We start from the raw sequence: 19,139 nt of genomic DNA, 5'->3' as shown, positions 1-19,139 counted from the left end.
GCCAGGTGGACGATTGCCGGTCTACTGCCCTCGTGTGCGGGCGTTGGCGGCCCTAGGATCTGCGCTTGGCCTACTTGGGGAGGGATCGCCAGCGATGGGTGTCGGCGATTGGGCGGCGTTCACGGCCGCGTTCATCAGCGGCGCGAACATCGTCGTCACCACGGTCCTGACCCGCAGCCGCGACCGCATCAGCTGGTCCCGCGAGTCACTGTCGGACACTCTTGTCACCTTGCTGGAGGCGAGCTGGCGCAGCTCGGACGCGGCCCGCGAGCGGCACGACCTCGGCCCGAGCCCGGCCGACCCGGCGTTGGCCACCCGCCTGGAGGATACGATGGAGGCCGGGTTCGGCGAGCTCCGCGCCAGCCTGACGAGGCTGCGCCTCTTCGCCTCGGAACGGGTGGGCGCGGCCGGCGTCGACCTGCTGATCAGCCACCGCGAGCTGCGCGACGCCCCGCTGGCCGACCAACCAGCCCGCCTGGACGCGGTCAGCGCGGCGCGCCGCAGGCTCATCCACGCGGCACGCCGCGACCTCAACACCGACTGACGGGCTCGCTCACATGGCGGGCGGCTCGTCCTCGCCGGACGCCTCGGCTTCCTCGGCCTGTTCTTTCGTCTTGTGTACCGCTCCGTCGGCGTGCTCGGGCGGGCCGTAGACGGTGTAGAGCACGAGCGGGTTGGGGCCGGTGTTGACGAAGTTGTGCTTCGTGCCGGCCGGCACCGCGACCAGGTCGCCCTGGGTCACCTTTCGGGTACGGCCACCGACCGTCGCCTCGCCCACGCCGCTGACGAACGTGAGGATCTGATCGGTGTTTTCGTGGACCTCCTCGCCGATCTCACCGTTCGGGGGGATGGTCATGATCACAAGCTGCACGTGCTGGCCGGTCCACAGCACCCGCCGGAAGTCCGGGTTCTCCTCGGCGACGGTCGCGATCGTGAAATGTTCCATTTCCTCTCGGTACCCCGTTCTCGCCTTGATCAACGCAAGTCTGGGACGTACGGCTGGAGGGCCAGAGGGCTGATCTATGGTGTAGGCGTGCAAGCCCGAGACGTACCGTGATCCATCTACCCACCCCCGCACGGGGCCCGCTGCGGGCGCTCAGCACGCGCCTGTTCGCCGCGATCGCTCTCGTGCTGGGCATCGTCTTCGTGGTGTACCTGGACCGCGACGGCTATCGGGACGTCAACGAAGACGGGCTCACGCTCCTCGACTGCTTCTACTACGCGGTCGTGTCACTGTCGACCACGGGCTACGGCGACATCACACCGACGTCGGAGAGCGCCCGGCTGATCAACGTCATCGTGATCACGCCGGCGCGGGTCCTCTTCCTCATCATCCTGGTCGGTACGACACTTGAGGTGCTGACCGAGCAGTACCGCACGAATGCTCGCCTCACGCGGTGGAGAAGACACTTGAAGGACCACGTGATCGTCTGCGGCTACGGGACGAAGGGGCGCAGCGCCGTGGCGGCGCTGCGGGAGAACGGCTTCGACACCAGGCGCATCGTCGTGGTCGAGTCCGACCGCGCGTCCGTACGCCAGGCCACCGCCGACGGGCTCGTCGCGCTGGAGGGTTCGGCCACCCGCTCGGCCATCCTGGCCGAGGCACATGTCAAGGACGCCAAGGCGGTCATCATCGCGACCGACACCGACGAGGCGAACGTCCTGGTCACGCTCACCGCGCGGCAGATGACCGCCGGCAAGGTCCGCATCGTCGCGGCCGCCCGCGAGGCGGAAAACGCACCGCTGCTCAAGCAGAGCGGCGCCCACCAGGTGATCGTCTCCTCCGCGACGGCCGGGCGCCTGCTCGGCCTCTCCACGTCCGCGCCACCCCTCATCGACGTGGTGGAAGACCTGCTGACGCCTGGCCACGGCATGGCGCTGGCGCTCCGCTCGGCCGACCGCGTCGAGGTGGGTAAGTCACCCCGCAAGGTCAGCGAGCTCGTGATCGCCCTGATCCGGCACGGCCGGGTACTCTCGCTGGCCTCCCCCGAGTGCGCCACCATCGAGACCGGCGACATGCTCGTCTACATCCGCGACGACCGCCCCACCCCCGCCGAGTCCACCATCAGCCGGGAGAGTTCCTAGAGCTCAGCGGGATACGCGGCCGCGGCGGGCGCGGATGTAGTCGTTGACCACGTAGCTGCCCAGGTCTTCGGTGTCCGGGGTGAAGACGCGGCCGCCGCAGCGGCGGGCCACCGCGTCCACGAAGCGGCGCAGGCCCTCGTCCTCGCCGAGCATGAAGAGGTTGAGCGTGGCGCCGTACCTGCTCAGTGCGTCCACCTCGGCCACCGTCGCCTGTACGGTCTCGCTCAGCGGGGGCCAGAAGAAGACCGCCTCGCCGCCCTCCTCCAGGTGTGCCGTGGGCTCGCCGTCGGTCACGACAAGCACCACCGGCTCGGAGCCCGAGTGCTTGCGCAGGTGCCGGCCGGCGAGCTGGAGCGCGTGCTGGAGGTTGGTGCCCTGCACGTAGTCCGGCTCGACGCCGGCCAGCTCCTCGGCGGTGAGCCGCGTCGCGTACCGGCCGAAGCCGATGATCTGGAGCGCGTCCTGCGGAAACTTCGTCGCGACGAGGTGTGACAGGGCCAGGGCGGTCTGCTTCATCGGCCCCCAGCGGTCCTCGGCCACCATCGAGTACGACAGGTCGACGCAGAGCGCCACCGCCGCCGACGCGCGCCGCTCGGTCTCCACCACCTCGAAGTCGTCGACCGCCAGCGATACGGCGGACGAGCCGGAGGCGGTACCGCGCCGGACCGCGTTGGCGACCGTACGGACCACGTCGATTGGCTGCTCGTCGCCGTGCTGCCACGGCCGGGACGCACCGGTGATCTCCCCGGCGGCACCCGCGTCGCGGAGGTCGTGCTGGCCGCGGCGGCCGGTCTCCAGCGAGGCGAAGACGCGGCGCAGGGCGGTACCGCCCAGGCGGCGCAGCGCCTTGGGGCTGAGCGTGAGCCCATCCCCGCCACGGGTCAGCCAGCCCTGCCGGCGCAGCTCGCGCTCCAGCTCCTGAAGGCGCCGTACATCGCCGGCCGCGCCCCGCCCGAGGATCCGCTCCACCGCGTCCACGTCGACGTCGTCCAGCGTGGCGCCGGGATGCTCCTGGCCCAGCTGGTCGAGCAGCTCGTCCAGGTCGCCGATCTCGGCGAGGGCGCCGGCCGCCTCGCCGTACCCCAGTCCCTGCTGGCCGCGGACCTGGGCCCGCCGGTCCCAGGCCAGGTCGGGACGGAGCGTGCGAAGGTTTGCGGTCAGGCGGGCCATCTGGTCGGCGAGGCCGCCGTTGCCGAGCGCCTGCGCCATCAGCCGGGACAGCTCCTCCTGCTGCTGGGGGAGAGCGACCGCATGAGCCGTTCACCCGCGGCGGCGCGGCGGGCGAGCGCGTCAATCAGCTCGTCCACCGATCCGGGCTTCTCCGGGAAGAACTCGCCGTGCCGCCGCATGAACTCGGCGAACGCGTCGGTCGTGTCCTCTCCCCGGGCGTGCCGGTCGAGCAGGTCGTTGAGGTCGTTCATCATCTCGGCCAGCCGGCGCTGGGCGGCCGGGTCCTGGTTGCCGAGCGCCTGCCGGAGGCCGGCGAAGCGCTGCTCCAGCACCTCGTTGCGCAGGCCGTCGAGGATCTGCTGGTACGTGCGGCGGGCCTCGTCGCTGGCCCACTGGTAGTCGGCTAGCTCCTCGACCGCGCGGGCGGTGGAGCGGGGCAGGCTGTCGAGCCGCGCCTCGCTGAACCGGGCCGCGTCGTCGGTGCGGCTGGCCAACTCCTCGCGTTCCGCCGCGAGGGCCTGGTCGAGCAGCGCCTGCGCGCGGGTGACCGCGCCGTCGAGGTTGCCCCGGCGCATCGCCTCCCGGCGCATCCGCCGGGCCCGGGCGGCGAGGTCGTCAAGGCCACGCCCGCCGTCGGGACCGCGGCGGAGCAGGTTGCGCAGCGCCTCGCGCAGGCTGCCGCCGCCCAACACCTCGGCGCCGACCTGGTCGACCGCGGCCCGCACGTCGTACGGCGGCGCGAGCGGGTCGGGCCCGCCGCGCCAGGCGCCGTAACGAAAGCGGTTGGACCCTGTCACTCTCGACTCCCGTAGAGGGTGCGCCCTTCGTCGGTCATGGCCTTGGAGAGGCGGCGGGTCAGGTGCAGCCCTTCCAGCGCGAACTCCACGCCGGCCGCGGCCTGCTGGGCGGTGGGCGCGTCGTCGAAGCCGAGCCGCTCGAGCACCTTGGCGAGGCCGGGGACCGTGCCGACCTGGCGGAGCAGGTCTTCGGCGCCGACCAGCTCGCCGGTCTCCACGATCTCGCCCTCGGCCACCAGCTCGGTGAAGCCGGACAGGTCGAGCCCGGCCAGCCGCGCCCGGAACGTCTCGGCGGTCGCGGTGCGGAGCAGGTGGGCCAGTACCTCGATCTCGCGCCCCTCCTCACCGCTCTCGAACTCGACCTTGCCGCGCAGCGTGCTGGTGATCGAGGCGGTGTCGCCGATCCGGGCGGTGGAGATGGGCTCGCCGAGGATGCCGCTGCGGCGCAGCGCCGACGCGGCCACGGTCTCGGCCGCCGCGATCGCGAAGCGCGCGGAGACGCCGGACCGGGAGTCGACCGACGGCGACTCGCGTACCGCGCGGGCGAACCGGGCCACCACCTCGAGGACGTGGTCCGGCACCTCGGCCACGAGCCGCGCCTCCTGGCGGATCAGGTCGAGCTCGAGGTCCAGCTCCAGCGGGTAGTGGGTACGGATCTCGGCGCCGAAGCGGTCCTTGAGCGGCGTGATGATGCGGCCGCGGTTGGTGTAGTCCTCGGGGTTGGCGCTGGCCACGAGCAGCAGGTCGAGCGGGAGCCGCAGCTGGTACCCGCGCACCTGGATGTCCCGCTCCTCCAGCACGTTGAGCAGCGAGACCTGGATCCGCTCGGCCAGGTCGGGCAGCTCGTTGACCGCGAAGATGCCCCGGTTGGTACGCGGTACGAGTCCGAAGTGGATGGTCTCCGGGTCGCCGAGGGTCCGGCCCTGCGCCACCCGGATCGGGTCGACGTCGCCGATGAGGTCGCCGACGCTGGTGTCCGGCGTGGCCAGCTTCTCCCCGTACCGCAGCGAGCGGTGCAGCCAGCGGATCGGCAGCTCGTCGCCGAGCTCCTCAGCCTGCCGGCGGGACGAGGGGGTGAGCGGCTCGTACGGGTGCTCGTTGAGCTCCGAGCCCTCGATCACCGGCGTCCACTCGTCGAGGAGCCCGACCAGGGAGCGGATGACCCGGGTCTTGCCCTGCCCCGCTCGCCGAGCAGGACCATGTCGTGGCCGGCCAGGATCGCGCGCTCGACCTCGGGCAGCACCGTCCCGTCGTACCCGACGATGCCGGGGAACCGGGGGCTGCCGTCGCGCATCCGGGCCAGGAGGTTGTCGCGGAGCTCTTCCTTGACCGTGCGTTGCCGGTGACCGCTGGCGCGGAGCTGACCGACCGTCCTGATGGTTTCAGGCGTTGATGTCACCGACCAAAGCTAGCTCGGCTCTGTTACCAGCGGGTCGAAGGTGCATGTTCAGGTGAACCTAAGGGCACGAGCGGATCGGGGGACCCTGGGTCGGCCGCCCGGTTGGTCTACTGTGACGACTGGCGTGTAATCGATCAACTCGCGGCGCATCCTGCCTGACCGGACACTCAGCGCGCGCCAGAGCAATTCGGATGCCGCGCATTCCGACCTTTACTGACAGATCAGGTTCTGCAAACCCTTGCCGTGCCCCGGCCGCAACACTGTGATCAATCACTCTTCACTGTGCGTATTGGGAGCGCTTCCCCACGCGACACGTATTTGCTGAAACGGTTCCGTTGATGCCGGTAGCCGTCCTAAGTTCCTCGGCGGGTGGCGCCGCGAGATCGATCTCGCGTGACCTGAGGACCCCGCCATCCCATCCGTCGATGCTGCCGGGAGGGTGGACGATGAGTGCTGCCACGCCAAGCGCGCCCACGCGCGTTTCGCTCCTGCGACCGTTGCTCGTGTTCGCGCTCCTGATCCCCGTCGGGGTGCTCTTCGGGCAAGCGTGGCAGGGGCAGTCGGACCGCCTTTCGTTCGCCGCGAAGGAGCGGCACGGCATCGAGTACCTCACCACGCTCGGCCAAGTGACGACCGCGCTGACGGACGCGCAGTCCGCCGCCGTGGCCGGGCGCCAGGTGGACCGCGCCGCGGTGACCCGGGCCGTCGACGCCACGACCGCCGTGGACGACCGGCTCGGTGAGGACCTGCGTACCAGCGAGCGCTGGTCCGGCCTACGGGTCAAGATCGAGGCGCTCGCCTCGGTACCGCCGGGCGACAGGGGCCGGATCTACGACGCGTACGGCGAGGTGACCGACCTGCTGCTCGCGCTCTACGGCAAGGTCCGGGAGAACTCGCAGCTGATCCGCGACCCTGAGGCGGACACCTACTTCCTCCAGGACGGCGCCGCCGAGGAGCTGCCCGAGTCGGTGGTCGCCGCGGGCAGGTTCGCCGACCTCGTTGTCCTCGCGGCGAGGCGACCGGCCTCGGAGCGTGCGGCGGCGATCTCCGATCTCAACGCGGCCCGGAGCGGGGTCCTCGACCCCGCCGCCGACCTCGCCGACGACCTCCAGTCCGCTGTGGACAGCACGGAGAGCCGCACGCTCGGTGGCAACCTGCTCAGCCGGCTGGACCGCTTCCGCCGCAGCATGGACGGGCTGGCCGCATCCGCGGGCTCGCTCGACGGCCGGTCGTCGCTGCCGCCGACGGACCGGCTCAACTCGGCCCGGGTCGAGATGCAGGCGGCCGCGTCCGAACTCTCCAACTCGATCCTCGCCGAGCTCGACGTGCTGATCGCGGACCGCCAGTCCAGCGTCCGCGGTGAACGGGTCATCTCGCTCGCCGCCTTCGCGCTGGCCGTACTCGGCTGCGCCGTACCGATCCTGCTGGCGCTGGCCCGGCGGCGGCGACGGCGGCGACCGTTCGGCGGCCCACACCGGCCGGCGCCAGCGCGCGCCGCCGCCCAGGAGCGGAACGAGAGCGAGTGGGAGCCCGTCGGTGCTGCTCGGTAGGCTGCGCATCCGCGGCAAGCTGGCCGTCCTGGTCATGGTGCCGCTGCTCCTCGTCGGTGTGCTCACCGTCCCGCTCGTCGTCAACCGGGCCGGCCTGGCCGGCCGGGCCGCGGACACCGCCCGTACCGTGCGGGTCGCCAGCGAGGTCGGTGGCCTCGTCGGTGACCTCCAGCAGGAGCGCATGCTGTCGGTCGGCTACCTACTGGGCACCGTCGGCGCCGCGGACCTCACGCTCCAAACCACCGCGGTCGGCGACCGCACGGCGGACCTGCGCGCCTCGCTCGGCGGCGACCTGCCGGCCGCGGTGTCGCGAGCCATCGACACGATCGGCAACCTGGAGCAGGTACGCGCCGAGGTGCTCGGCAAGGCGGTGCGCAGCGACCAGGTGATCGCGGCCTACGGCGCGGTGACCGCCCGGATCCTCGACTCGCTGCGGCTGCTCGACAACATCGACGTGGCCACCGCCGAGGGGCGGCAGGTGGTCGCGCTCGACGCCGTGCTCCAGATGAACGACCTCATCAGCGCCGGCGCCGCGCTGATGATCGTCATGGTGGATGAGAACAGCCCCGCGTCGATGACCGCGTACACCGCCAACCTGGCCGCCCTCCAGGCCACGACCAACCGCTTCAACGGGTACGCGACGCCGGAGCAGAGCGGGCTCTTCCAGCTCGTCCAGCAGGCGTTGAACGACCGGGTCGGCGCCGACTTCCCGGTCACCGTGCAGACAAACCCGCTACAGACGCTCGCCCGCTTCACGGTGTCGGACCTGTACCCGTCGCTGGAGTCGTTCATCGTTCTGGGCCGGTTCGTCGAACGCAAGATCGTCACGGACGTCACGGCGGAGGTCGAGCGGCAGCAGGCGGTCGTCCTCACCACCGCGTACGGCGTGATCACGGTCGCACTCGTCGTGCTCGTCGGCGTCGTGCTGATGAGCGTGGTCGTGGCCCGCGCCGTGGCCCGGCCGCTGACCAGCCTCACCCGCTCCGCCGAACGCGTGGCCACCGTCGCCGAGACCGAGCTGCGGCGAGTCGCCGACGAGGACGCCGACGACGAGACAGAGCCAATCCATTTGGAACCTGTCGACGTCCGCTCCGCCGACGAGATCGGCGACCTGGCCCGCGCGTTCGACCGGGTACAGATCACCGCGGCTCAGCTCGTCGAACGGCAGGTCACAAGCCGGCGCAACGTCGCGCAGATGTTCGGCCACGTCGGCCGCCGTACCCAAAACCTCGTCGGCCGGCAGATCGCGCTCATCGACCGGCTGGAGCAGGAGGAGACCGACCCAAAGCGGCTCCAGCAGCTCTACCGGCTCGACCACGTCTCCAGCCGCTTGCGGCGGAACGCGGGCAGCCTCGTCGTGCTCTCCGGCTCGGCCGGTGCCTCCGGCGCGGAGGAGCACATCACGCCGCTCCCGCTCGCCGACGTCGTACGGCTGGCGCTCGGTGAGATCGAGGAGTACACCCGGGTCGACGTGCAGGTGCCCGGCGGTATCGCGATCTCGCCGGCGCTCACCGGCGACCTCGTACTGCTGCTGGCCGAGGTGATGGAGAACGCGACGGTGTTCTCGCCGCCGCACACCCGGGTCACCGTCAACGCGATGGCGACCGGCCACGTGGTACGGCTGCGCATCGTCGACCACGGCCTCGGCCTCTCCAGCGACCGGATCGACGAGGAGAACGCCCGGCTGGCCCGCCGCGAGCGCCTGGACCTCGCGCCGACCGAGGTGCTCGGCCTCTTCGTGGTCGGCCGGCTGGCCCGCAAGCACGGCCTCGCGGTGGCGCTTTCCGAGACGCCGGGCGGCGGCGTGACCGTCACCGTCGACATCGGACAGGACCACCTCGTCCGCAGCGCCATCGCCGAGCCGGAGCCGGTGCCCCGCCGAAGCCGCCGAAGCCGGCGCGCGGGCTGGCCTCGGTACGGCACCTGCACGCGGCACCTCCGTACGGCAGTGACGAGCCGGCGATCGTGCAGCAGGCGGTGGCCCGGGCCCTCGTGGCGACGTCGGCGACGGCGGAGCAGGACGGGACGTTCAACGTCGACGCGCTCGACCGGGCCACCCGCACGATCGGCACCGGAGGTAGCTGGAACGCCTTCGCCGCGCGGCCCGCCACAGAGCCCGTACCGCTGATAGAGCCGGCACCAGCGGCACCGCCGGCGCCCGCGCCACGCACCGCGCCCACCCAGGGTGGCCTGCGGCAAAGGGTGCCGGGAGCGCAGCTCCCGGAGGGGACCTCGCCCGGCGTGGAGCGGACGGCGGCGCTCAGCGGCGCCGATGCCGCGACCGCGCGTGCGCAGGTGGAGGAGTTCGAAGCGGGGGTACGCCGGGCGGAGTCCACCGTGTCCGTCCACTCGGCCGCCCACAGTGACGTACGACCGGTGATCGCGCCGCCCGCACCCGGGCCGCGTGCACCGCTCAGCCGCCGTGTGCCCGGCGCCACGCTACCGGCAGACTTCCCGGCCCAGCCGCCGCCGCAAGCGCTGCCCGACCAGTGGTCGCCTGACCCGGACGCGGCCCGGGACTCACTTGAGCAGTTCGAATCCGGCGTCGCGCGCGCCTTGCAGCAGGAAGGAACCCAACAGTGAGCAACTCACTCCAGTTGAGCCCCGAGGCACAGACCTTCAACTGGCTCCTGGACTCGTTCACGTCCAGCACCGCCGGTGTGCGGGAGGCCATCGCGGTCTCCGCCGACGGCCTGCTGATGGCGATGTCCAACATCGCCGATCGCGCGAACGCCGAGCGGCTCGCCGCCGTGGTCTCCGGTCTGACCAGCCTCGCCGGCGGGGCCGCCAACTGGTACGCCCTCGGTGGCCTCAACCGCGTGGTCATCGACATGACGGGCGGGTACCTGCTGGTCACGGCCATCAGCGCCGGCTCGGTGCTGGGCGTGATCGCGGACCGGACGGCCAGCCTCGGCACCGTGGCGTACGAGATGACGCTCTTCTCCAGCCGCGCCGGCGGCGCGCTCACCCCCCGCCTCATCGCCGAGCTGAAGAACGCCGCCCAGTCGTGAGTCCGGTCCCGCCCGAGGAGCCGGCGGGGCCTGCCCGCATCCGTCCGTTCCTGGGCGTGGCCGGGCTTGGCTCGCCGTCGGCGGACGCGACCCCGTCGGGTCTGCGGCCGTTCGTGCTCACGTCCGGCCGGGTGGACGGCGTAGATCCGGACATCGGCCTCGAGACGCAGGTCACGGCCCGTTCGGACGGGCCGCTGCGGACCGGTGTCCCGGTTTCCAGCCTCGCGCCGGAGCTCCGCACGATCATGGCGCTGTGCGCGGAGCCCATCTCGGTCGCCGAGATCTCCGCGCGGGCCCGCCTGCACCTCGGCGTGACCCGCATCCTTGTCGGCGACCTGCGGGCCGCCGGCTACCTCGACGTCCACGCGCGGGATGCCGCGCGTCCCGACCCCGACACCATCCTGCGAGTGATCCGTGGACTTCGTGCGATCTCCTGAGCAAGCACCCCCCATCCCCGTCAAGATCGTGGTCGCCGGCGGCTTCGGCGTGGGCAAGACCACAACCGTCGGCGCGATTAGCGAGATCTCCCCGCTGACGACCGAGGCGGTCATGACCTCCGCCGGGGTCGGCGTTGACGATCCCGGCCAGGCCACCGGCAAGACGACCACCACTGTCGCGATGGACTTCGGCTGCGTCACGATCGACCGCAGCCTGAAGCTCTATCTATTTGGTACGCCCGGACAGTCCCGCTTCGGGTTTATGTGGGACGACTTGTCCCATGGCGCACTCGGTGCACTTGTCGTGGTTGACAGCAGCCGGTTAGACGACTGCTACCCTGCGGTGGACTACTTCGAGCGGGCGGGCCTACCGTTCGTCGTCGCGGTCAACGCGTTCGACGGGAAGCTCACCCACGAGCTGGACGAGGTCCGCTGGGCCCTCGCGGTCGACGAGCGGATCCCCGTTGTCGCCTTCGACGCCCGCAACCGGATATCTGTGAGAGACGCACTGCTAGTCCTACTGGACCGTGCGCTGGATGATGCGGTACGAGGGCAGACTGCATAGTGGGTGACCGGCGCTGCCGGCATCCGCAGAATCCCCGGGGAGGTGTTCGAGAGTGCGCGGTGGACTCGACGACGCACTGGAACGCTTGGCGCGGATGGACCAGCTGCGCAGGCGGGCCGAGGGCGCGTCCGGCGGTCTGCCCACGGCACACGGGCTGGCCGAGGCGATCGAGGCGGTCCGCCGTGTGGTCGAGCGCCACCCCGATCTCAACATCACGCTCTACGGCGAGCAGGGTGAGGGCAGCGCCGAGGTGCGGATCGGCTGGGAGGACGGCGTGGTACGCGCCAAAATCGTCTCGGTCGAGGGACCCGAGGCCGGCACGTTCGCGCCGAGCGACGGGCCGATACCGGTGCTGCCGGCCGAGATCCCGCCGATGACCGACCTGCCCCGACCGCTGACCGAGGCAAGCCGGCCGCGCGTCGACGTGTACCCGGTCGGCCACCGGGCCGAACCCCCGCCGGTGCCCGAGGTGCCCCGGCTTGTCGACCCGGCCCGCCTGGTCGACCAGGGCCGCGTTGCCGAGCCGGGCCGCCGTGGCGACCCGGGCCGTTCGGGTGGCGAGCGGCGCCACCGCCACGCCGCTCCGGAGGCCGGCTTCCTCCCCGATCCCGGCGGCCTGGCACCGGCTTCACCCGCGGATTCGGCCGAGCCTTCCGCGTGGACCGAGCGGGCGGGCGGCCTTCCGCAGCGGCAGCCCCGGGCCTGGAAGGCCGAGCACGAGGACAACCCCGGCGCCGCCGCCCGCCTGGCCGCGATGATCCGCGAAGATCCGTCGCTGCTCGCAAACCCGGACGACCGCTAATCACAGTCCGAAAGGTTCAGGTCAGGAGGCGGGCGGCGAGTCTCGCGGCGCCCTCCTCGCCTGGGCCGGCGGCGCACACAGGTGCGTCGGGCCAGGTCGTGGCGATCCGGCCGTGTACCGAAGCGCGCAGCGGTAGGCAGTGCCGGAGCACGCCGCCGGCCAGCACGATCGGGCTGCGGTCGCCTGGCTCGCGGATCTCGGCGAGAGTACGGCACAGATGCGTCGCCGCCTCGTCCATGATGGATACCGCCAGCGCGTCACCGTCGGCGGCCGCGGACGTGACGAGCGGGGCGAGTGTGGCCAGCTCGCGGGGTGGCCTCGCGTGTACCGCCACCACGAACGGGTCGGCGGCCCCCTCGCCCACCGCGGCGGTGACCCGCTCGACCAGCGGCCCGGGTGGGTCGCCGCGGTAGAGGGTGCGGGCGGTGGCGGTCGCCGCGGCGCGGCCGATCCAGAAGCCGGAGCCCAGGTCACCGAGGAGCCAGCCGAGGCCGTCGGCGATACGCACGATGCCGCCCTCGCTGATCTCGGCCGCCACCGCGCCGGTGCCGGAGATCAGCACGCTCCCGGCCGGCTCGCCGGTGCCGGCGGCGAACGCGACCTCCGCGTCGCCGACCACGCGCAGCGGGCACCGTACCCCAGGGTGTCGAACGCGGCCTGGATCACGGCGGGCCGCGACGCTCCCGCGGCGCCCGCGACCGCCGCCCCGATCCTGTCTGTGTCGACTGTGGACAGCGCGGCGGTGAGGGCGGCCGTCAGGTTGGCCGCCGCCTCGCTGGCGGGGACGGTGACGGGGTTGGCGGCACCCGCGCGGCCGGAGCCGGCACGGGTGCCGCCGAGGGTGGTGACGACCGCACGGGTCGCGGTGCCACCGATGTCGATACCGAGGACCAGGGTCATGTACGGGTCAGCAGCGCCCGAGGTCTTCCCACTGCTGGGTCCAGCCGGGCTCGCTGCCCTGCGTCCACCAGCGGGCCCGCCACAGGTGCACGCCGTCACCGGAGGGCGGGCCGCCGGGCACGCCGTTCGCGCTGCGCTGGTGCCGGACCGTGTTGCCGGCCAGGTACACGGAGTTGATGTTCCAGAACGGTGCGGTGGAGCAGCCGGGGCCGCCGGTCGGGTTGACGGTCGGCGAAACCGAAGGCGAAACCGTCGGGGAGACGGACGGCGACACGGGAGGCGTGGGGCACGTGCCGCCGGTGCCGACCGTGTCGGTGTGCGTGGTGCCGGCCGAGCGGAAGGCGGCCACCCGAGCCGCGGTCTCGGCGGGCGTGAGCGCCTCGTTCACGGTGTGGTAGAGGTAGTCGACCTGCTGGCGGTAGGTGGACATGCCGCCTGAGTGGGCCGCGGTGTCGATGAACCACAGGTTGAAGTTGATCGACATGGGCGTCTCGGGGTAGTAGATGCCGCTGTGGTCGGCGACGAGCGCACCGTCCACGTAGTACTTCACGTGGCCGCCGGAGACCGTGAAGATCAGGTCATGCCAGCCGCCGAAGCTCTGCCGCTGGGCGGTGTGCGTGTTCACCGCCTCCCACGGCTCCGGCCGGTACGTCTCCCAGGTGGTCTGGTAGAAGATCGGCCCCTGCTCGCCCCACCCGCCGTTGGGCAGGTACTCGAAGTCGATCTCGCCGTAGTTGGGGTCCATCGCCGCGTTGAGCGGGGTGATGGTGAAGAACGTCTCCACCAGGTGGTCACCGTCGTTGCCACTGACCGGCGTGTCGGCGAACTTGACCCGGGCCGCGTACGTGCCCTCGAAGAACTTGCGCTGGTGGAAGAACTCGGACTGGCTGGTGCCGCCGGCCGTACCGTCGGTCGCCGCCTGGAGCTGGAGCGACTTGGCGCCGTCGACGGTGGGGAAGGAGACGTTGGAGGCGGGCCAGGATGCGCCCGGCACGCCCGGGCCACCCGAGTTGGTCCGCACCGTCCAGCCCCGCTGACTGATCAGTGAGTCAGACGGGCCGCTGTAGCTGAAGTCGTCGAAGAGGACCTGACAGGGGGCGAGGGCGACGGCGGGGGCGGCGGTGCTGGCCACGGCGGCGACGGTGCCGGCGGCGAGCGCCGCGGCGGTCGCGGCGATTCCAGCGGAGAGGCGTTTCACGGCTTGCTCCTTTCTGGGATGGCGCTTTGGGGGTTGGGCGTCACTTCACCGCGCCGGCGGTCAGGCCGTCACGGATCTGGCGCTGGAACAGGATGTACGCGACAAGAACCGGCAGGATCGCGATGACGAGTCCCGCGAACAGGCCGCTCCAGTCGCTGCGATAGCCCTGACTCACGGCCAGGAACGCGAGTCCCTGAGCCAGGACGTACCGGTCCGGATCCGGGTTGAGCACAAGGGGAAGCAGGTACTGGTTCCACAGGCCGAGGAAGTTGAAGATGCCCACGCTGACCAGGCCGGGGCGGGCCATCGGCAGCATGATGCGGAAGAACACCGCCGCGTGCGAGCACCCGTCGAGAAACGCGGCCTCCGCGACGGCGGTCGGCAGGGTGCGGAAGAAGGCGTGCAGGAAGAAGACGGTGAACGGCAGGGCGTACGCGGTGTACACGAGGATCAGCCCGTGGTAGGTGCCGAGCATGCCCAGCTGATCGACCACGAAGAAGAGCGGTACGAGCGCCAGGAAGACCGGGAAGAGCATGCCGGCGACCAGCGTGTAGTAGACGATCCGGTTGCCTGGAAAGGGATAGCGGGCCAGGCAGTACGCGACGAGCGCGCCGAAGAGCATGGTGAGCAGGAGTGCGCCACCGACCACGAGGACAGTGTTGAAGAGGTACCGGCCGATCGACGCCTCGGCCCAGGCGCGGGCCCAGTTGTCGAAGCGGGGGTGGCCGGCAGCGACCACGGGCTGTCGAAGATCTCCGCGTCGGTCTTGAGCGAGGAGACGACCGCCCACAGTAGAGGGAGCGTGACGAGCAGCGCCCAGACGAGGAGCACCACGTGTACGAGGCGACTTGGTTTCATGCCAGCTCCACCCGCTCGCGTCGCGTGGCCCGGAGCATGAGCGCGGTCAGGGTCAGGGTGAGGAAGAAGAGCGCGACGCCCATCGCGGAGGCGTAGCCGTACTTGGCGTACGTGAACGCGTTGCGGTAGAGCGACAGCCCCATCACCTCGGTGCTGTTGTCCGGCCCGCCCGGCCCCACCGTCATGATCTGTACGAGGGCGAAGCCGTCGAGCGCGATGATGCCCAGGTAGACGAACGCGACCTGCACGCTGTCCCACACGAGCGGGAGCGTGATCCGCCGGAAGAGCGTGAACGGCCCGGCGCCGTCGATCAGCGCCGCCTCGGTGATGTCCGCCGGGATCGACTCGATCGCCGCCGCGAAGAGCACGACGTAGAAGCCGACCGCCGACCAGATCATCGCCGCCATCACGCACCAGAGCGCGAACCTCGGCTCGGCCAGCCACGAACGCTCCAGTGTGGACAACCCGATCCGGTCGAGGAAGCCGTTGAGCAGCCCGCTGTTGGGGGTGTACACGAACTGCCACAGCACGGCGACGATGGCCACGGAGAGGAGCTGGGGAAGAAGTACAGCACCCGGTACGCCCGCAGGAGGCGGCTGGCCCGGGTGGAGGCGGCGAAGAAGAGGGCGAGCGCGATGGTGACCAGCGGCACGACCACGAGCATCAGGCCGTTGTGGCGCAGCGCCGACAGAAACAGCGGGTCACTCCACAGTCGAGTGAAGTTGTCCAGGCCAACGATGTTGACGTCGCTGGAAACGCCGTTGAAGTCGGTGAAGGCCAGGTAGAACGCCTGCGCGTACGGCGACACGACGAAGACGGCGTACAGCAGCAGGGGCGGGAGCATCGCCCCGGCCAGAAACCGGTACCGGCCGTGCCGCATGGTCACCCTCCCGCGCTCAGCGCTTCTGCTTGGCGACCGAAGAGTCGGCGGCGACGGTGTCGGCCGCCTTCTGCACCCGCTCCGCCCACTTGTCCGGCGTGGTCCGCTTGGTGAGCAACTCGCCCGTGGCGTCGTCGAGCGCCTTGGACAGCGGCGGGTACCAGGTACGGAAGCGGTAGCCGAACATGTTCGAGCCGGCCGCCTTGACGGTCTCGGCCGCGGAGGCGAGGCCGCTGCTGAGCGTCAGCCCGTCGGTGGCGCCGGTGACGACCGGCAGCGCCTTGGAGTTCTGGGCGAAGCCGCGGGCCACCTTCTGCGAGAAGAGGATCCGCAGGTACTCCAGGCCGCCGCGGGCGTTGCCGGCCTTGGCGGGTACAAGGAACGACTCGCTGCTCGCGGCCATCACCGCACCTGCGGGCAGCTTGTCCGCACCGGTCAGCGCCGGGACCGTGCCCAGCACCATGTCGAACCCAGCCGGGGTGACCTGCTGCTGCTCACCCTCCAGCCACGAACCGCAGGGGATGAACGCGGCCTGGCCCTTGCTCCACGCGTTCTGCGCCTCGGTGTGCGACAGCGCCTCGGAGCCGGCCATGATGTGGCCGCGGGCGGCGAGCTGGTAGATGGCGTCCGCCGCGGCAAGCATCGACGGGCTCTTCCAGATGCCCGGCTCCAGGTTGTCCACCGACTTGACCAGCTCGTGGCCACCGGCCTTGGCGGCCAGCGAGATCAGCGGGTCGTTCATGTACTCGGGGAACTTGCCCTGCCAGGTCCACGGCGCGATGCCGGCCTTCTTGATCTCGTCGCCGAGCGTGAGCATCTCGGTCCACGTGGTCGGGTACGTCCAGCCGTTCTTGGCGAAGAGCGACTTGGAGTACCAGATGCCCCAGAGGACCGACGAGTAGTTGAGCACGAAGACCTTGCCGTCATACGTGCCTTCCTCGACCACGCCGGGCATCAGCGTGTCCCGGACCTTCTTCGCCGGGTCGTCGAGGCTCGGCGCGTCGAGCAGCTCGGCGAGGTCGGTCAGCTTGCCCGACGAGACAAGCGTCACGAGGTCGAGCCGGCCGGCTCCGGTGTTGTCCACCACGTCCGGCGGATCGTCGGAGATGAAGCGGGGCTGGAGCACCTCGCCGACCCGCTGGATGCCCTTGTGGTCCACAGTGGCCTTGGGAAACCGCTGCTTGTAGATGGTGCCCGCCTCGATGGCGTACTGGTCGCCGTAGCCGCCCTTGAAGACGACCACCTCCAGCGGGGCGTCCGCCGGCGCGCCGAGCGGGTTCTCGGCGGTGGTGTCGCCCTTGGCACTCGTATCGTCGTCGTCGGCGCCGCTGGTGGCGCAGGCGCTGAGCGCCGTCGCCGCGACCGCCCCGAGCAAGAGGGTGCGTCTGGTGGGATGTGCGTTCACGGTTGCCTCCCTTCGGGAGCGAAAAAGAGAGCTAGGCGGTGCGCCGGATGCGGCCGGCGTACCGGGCTTCCAGGAGCTGGTTGTGCTCGTGCCCGCCCGGGATGTTGGCGGACAGGTAGATGGGCGGGGTCTGTCCCGCCTCGACCAGGCGGGCCACCACCTCGGCGACGACCATCTGCGCCAGCACCGCCGCGGTCACCGAGGAGACCGCGCCGATCTGGCCGGGCAGGGCCACGTCGCCGTACGGCGCGCCGTTGTCGAGCACCACGTCGGCGATGTCGCACAGGCGCTTGCCGGACGGGTGCAGCGGCGTGACGCGCCCGCTGTGCTCCAGCGAGGTGACCGCGATCAGGCCGTGCCCGCGCTCCTTGACCAGCAGCGCCAGCTCGACCACGACGCCGTTGACGCCTGAGTTGGAGGCGATCACGAAGACGTCCCGCGGGTCGACCGGCGCCAGGTCGTAGAGCTGCCGGGCGACGCCGGGGTCGCGTTCCAGGCCGGGATCCTCCAGTACCGCCTGGGGCTGGCCGCCGTACAGGACGATGTCCCGCAGCGCGATGCGGCTTGTCGGCACGAGGCCGCCGGCCCGTCCGGCGATCTCCATGGCCAGCGCCTCGGAGTGGCCCGAGCCGAACGCTTGCACAACTCCCCGCGCTCCAGGGCGGTGGTGATGAGGCTCGCGGCGCTCTTTACGCCGTCCGCCTGGCCGGTGCCCACCTTCGCCACCAGCTCGCCGATCATCGATAGGTACGCCTGTGCCGTCATCCCCGCTCCCCTGAAATCAGCCGCGGCGCTTACGCGCGGCGGGTTGGTCACGCAGCCGGTGCGCCTCGACCGCGCGCGCGGTCACTTCGAATGCCTCGGTGGTGCGCTCGTACGTGCGCTGGGCCACCGCGACGTAGATGAGGTCGAGCGCGACGAGTTGGGAGTGCAGCGCGGAGAGCGCGGCCACCCGGAACGTCGTCTCGTGCACGGCCGTGGTCAGCGTGATCTCGGCGGTCTCGCCCAGCGGGGAGCGCTCGAACGAGGTGACCGCCACGGTCAGCGCGCCCTGCGAGGCCGCCTCGGCGAGCATCTCGATCACCTCGCGGGTACGCCCGCCGTGGGAGAGAGCGATCGCCACGTCGCCGGGACCGAGCAGGGCCGCGTTGGTGAGCGCCTTGTGCGCGTCCTCCCGGTACCAGACGGGGATGCGGATCCGCTCCAGCCGGAATGCCATCTCGCGGGCCGCGGTACCACTGCTGCCGAGCCCGAAAAGCTCCACCCGCCCGGCGGTCGCGATCGCGTCGGCGACCCGCGCGACCCGGTCGAGGTCGAGACCGGCGGCGGTCTCCTGGATCGCCCGGGAGTCGGCGCTGGCGATGACGCCGAGCACGCGGTCGAGCGAGTCGCCCGGCTCGATCTCGCGGTCGATGTCAGTCTCCCACCGGGCCTGCTCCTGCCGCCCGATCTCGGCGGCGAGCGCGACCCGGAGCGCGGCGTACCCCCGGAAGCCCAGGACCCGGCAGAACCGTGTGATCGTGGCGGTCGACGTGCCAGCGCGCTCCGCCAGGTCCACTATGGACGCCTGCGCCGCCTCGGCCGGGTCGTCCAGGATCTGCTCCGCCACCCGCTGGAGCGCGTCGGGGAGCGTGGTCAGCTCCATGCGGAGCCGGCCGATGACGCCCTGGGTCTGCACCGCCACCGTAATTCCTTTCATCGTTACCTGGTGATGAAGAAAATTACGATTGACCGGCACCCCACGTCAAGAGCGGTCGAAAAAATTTTGATGCTCGCGGGCGGGTCACGCCAGGCGTTTGACCACTTAGGACCAAGCGTGTGCCCGCGACTACTTTCCGTAGAAGTCGGCGTGATTCACCGCAATCCACCGTTCGGCCATTCTAGTTTGGCCGATCGGACTAAGGATGCCTGGTAATGAGCATGACCACTGATCATGCGGAGAACTTGTGCGGCTCAACGCACCTCTCAACCAACTCCTACCGACAGTGATATGCGGGACCATGATGGGCGGGGAGCGAACGATGATCAATCTTTTGACGCTTGGGGGAACGAGCGTGTCAGCGCGCGGAGCCGGCGAGGTGA

Annotated in this window: 17 protein-coding genes and 4 pseudogenes; 9 read left to right on the top strand and 12 right to left on the bottom strand. The window is 70.9% G+C overall.

Translation table 11 applies throughout. From position 1 onward, the window contains the following. The first annotated feature begins 94 nt into the window (after positions 1-94). Positions 95-544, top strand: a complete 450-nt coding sequence (locus Pflav_RS38290) for a hypothetical protein (protein ID WP_173041480.1) — start codon at positions 95-97, stop codon at positions 542-544. A 9-nt stretch (positions 545-553) separates the two neighbouring features. Here the strand turns inward: Pflav_RS38290 and Pflav_RS38285 are convergent, their stop codons facing one another. Further along, the gene (locus Pflav_RS38285) at positions 554-946 is read right to left on the bottom strand and encodes a cupin domain-containing protein (protein WP_173041479.1); all 393 of its coding nucleotides are present in this window, start codon (positions 944-946) and stop codon (positions 554-556) included. Positions 947-1,053: 107 nt separating this feature from the next. Between Pflav_RS38285 and Pflav_RS38280 the strand changes: the two genes are divergently transcribed. Beyond that, positions 1,054-2,085, top strand: coding sequence for a potassium channel family protein (locus Pflav_RS38280; protein WP_173041478.1), 1,032 nt, complete (start codon positions 1,054-1,056; stop codon positions 2,083-2,085). A 3-nt stretch (positions 2,086-2,088) separates the two neighbouring features. On the opposite strand, the pseudogene Pflav_RS38275 reads toward Pflav_RS38280, so the two are convergent. Further along, a pseudogene (locus Pflav_RS38275) lies at positions 2,089-4,052 on the bottom strand (vWA domain-containing protein). Beyond that, positions 4,049-5,451, bottom strand: a pseudogene (locus Pflav_RS38270) (sigma 54-interacting transcriptional regulator). The pseudogenes Pflav_RS38275 and Pflav_RS38270 overlap by 4 nt, the downstream one beginning before the upstream one ends. A 446-nt stretch (positions 5,452-5,897) precedes the next feature. Here Pflav_RS38270 and Pflav_RS38265 point away from each other — a divergent pair. The 7 genes from Pflav_RS38265 to Pflav_RS38240 all read left to right on the top strand — a co-directional run bounded on the left by Pflav_RS38265 (position 5,898) and on the right by Pflav_RS38240 (position 11,816). After that, positions 5,898-7,001: a hypothetical protein gene (locus Pflav_RS38265; RefSeq protein ID WP_232072397.1), complete on the top strand. Its 1,104-nt coding sequence runs from the start codon at positions 5,898-5,900 to the stop codon at positions 6,999-7,001. Further along, positions 6,988-9,129, top strand: a complete 2,142-nt coding sequence (locus Pflav_RS38260; protein ID WP_232072395.1) for a sensor histidine kinase — start codon at positions 6,988-6,990, stop codon at positions 9,127-9,129. Before Pflav_RS38265 ends, Pflav_RS38260 begins: the two co-directional genes overlap by 14 nt. A gap of 74 nt (positions 9,130-9,203) precedes the next feature. Further along, positions 9,204-9,584 carry a hypothetical protein gene (locus Pflav_RS46745; RefSeq protein ID WP_232072393.1) on the top strand — a complete coding sequence of 127 codons (381 nt, stop codon included), beginning with the start codon at positions 9,204-9,206 and terminating at the stop codon, positions 9,582-9,584. Then, positions 9,581-10,012 (top strand): roadblock/LC7 domain-containing protein, encoded by a 432-nt coding sequence (locus Pflav_RS38255; RefSeq protein ID WP_173041476.1) that lies wholly within the window; start codon positions 9,581-9,583, stop codon positions 10,010-10,012. Before Pflav_RS46745 ends, Pflav_RS38255 begins: the two co-directional genes overlap by 4 nt. Beyond that, positions 10,009-10,449 (top strand): DUF742 domain-containing protein, encoded by a 441-nt coding sequence (locus Pflav_RS38250; protein WP_173041475.1) that lies wholly within the window; start codon positions 10,009-10,011, stop codon positions 10,447-10,449. The genes Pflav_RS38255 and Pflav_RS38250 overlap by 4 nt, the downstream gene beginning before the upstream one ends. After that, the gene (locus Pflav_RS38245; protein WP_173041474.1) at positions 10,427-11,014 is read left to right on the top strand and encodes a GTP-binding protein; all 588 of its coding nucleotides are present in this window, start codon (positions 10,427-10,429) and stop codon (positions 11,012-11,014) included. The genes Pflav_RS38250 and Pflav_RS38245 overlap by 23 nt, the downstream gene beginning before the upstream one ends. A 52-nt stretch (positions 11,015-11,066) precedes the next feature. Beyond that, positions 11,067-11,816: a hypothetical protein gene (locus Pflav_RS38240; RefSeq protein ID WP_173041473.1), complete on the top strand. Its 750-nt coding sequence runs from the start codon at positions 11,067-11,069 to the stop codon at positions 11,814-11,816. A 16-nt stretch (positions 11,817-11,832) separates the two neighbouring features. Here the strand turns inward: Pflav_RS38240 and Pflav_RS38235 are convergent, their stop codons facing one another. The 9 genes and pseudogenes from Pflav_RS38235 to Pflav_RS38200 form a co-directional block, all read right to left on the bottom strand. Beyond that, positions 11,833-12,435 carry a BadF/BadG/BcrA/BcrD ATPase family protein gene (locus Pflav_RS38235; protein ID WP_173041472.1) on the bottom strand — a complete coding sequence of 201 codons (603 nt, stop codon included), beginning with the start codon at positions 12,433-12,435 and terminating at the stop codon, positions 11,833-11,835. Further along, on the bottom strand, positions 12,372-12,716 hold the full coding sequence (locus tag Pflav_RS38230; RefSeq protein WP_173041471.1) for a BadF/BadG/BcrA/BcrD ATPase family protein: 345 nt from the start codon (positions 12,714-12,716) through the stop codon (positions 12,372-12,374). Before Pflav_RS38230 ends, Pflav_RS38235 begins: the two co-directional genes overlap by 64 nt. 7 nt (positions 12,717-12,723) lie before the next feature. Beyond that, positions 12,724-13,914: a family 16 glycosylhydrolase gene (locus Pflav_RS38225; protein ID WP_232072391.1), complete on the bottom strand. Its 1,191-nt coding sequence runs from the start codon at positions 13,912-13,914 to the stop codon at positions 12,724-12,726. A 40-nt stretch (positions 13,915-13,954) separates the two neighbouring features. After that, positions 13,955-14,772: pseudogene (locus Pflav_RS38220) on the bottom strand (carbohydrate ABC transporter permease). Next, positions 14,769-15,287 (bottom strand): carbohydrate ABC transporter permease, encoded by a 519-nt coding sequence (locus tag Pflav_RS48220; RefSeq protein WP_332107893.1) that lies wholly within the window; start codon positions 15,285-15,287, stop codon positions 14,769-14,771. The pseudogene Pflav_RS38220 and the gene Pflav_RS48220 overlap by 4 nt, the downstream one beginning before the upstream one ends. Beyond that, positions 15,179-15,652, bottom strand: a complete 474-nt coding sequence (locus tag Pflav_RS48215) for a carbohydrate ABC transporter permease (RefSeq protein WP_332107832.1) — start codon at positions 15,650-15,652, stop codon at positions 15,179-15,181. Before Pflav_RS48215 ends, Pflav_RS48220 begins: the two co-directional genes overlap by 109 nt. 16 nt (positions 15,653-15,668) lie before the next feature. Next, positions 15,669-17,057: an N-acetylglucosamine/diacetylchitobiose ABC transporter substrate-binding protein gene (gene ngcE / locus Pflav_RS38210; RefSeq protein WP_173041470.1), complete on the bottom strand. Its 1,389-nt coding sequence runs from the start codon at positions 17,055-17,057 to the stop codon at positions 15,669-15,671. Between the two features lie 31 nt (positions 17,058-17,088). Further along, positions 17,089-17,822 (bottom strand): annotated as a pseudogene (locus tag Pflav_RS38205) (sugar isomerase domain-containing protein). Between the two features lie 16 nt (positions 17,823-17,838). After that, positions 17,839-18,741 (bottom strand): MurR/RpiR family transcriptional regulator, encoded by a 903-nt coding sequence (locus Pflav_RS38200; RefSeq protein ID WP_232072389.1) that lies wholly within the window; start codon positions 18,739-18,741, stop codon positions 17,839-17,841. Positions 18,742-19,139 lie beyond the last annotated feature (398 nt).

Origin of the sequence: Phytohabitans flavus (assembly GCF_011764545.1) — a bacterium.
GTDB classification, from domain to species: Bacteria; Actinomycetota; Actinomycetes; order Mycobacteriales; family Micromonosporaceae; genus Phytohabitans; species Phytohabitans flavus.
This window is presented reverse-complemented; position numbering and strand designations above follow the sequence as displayed.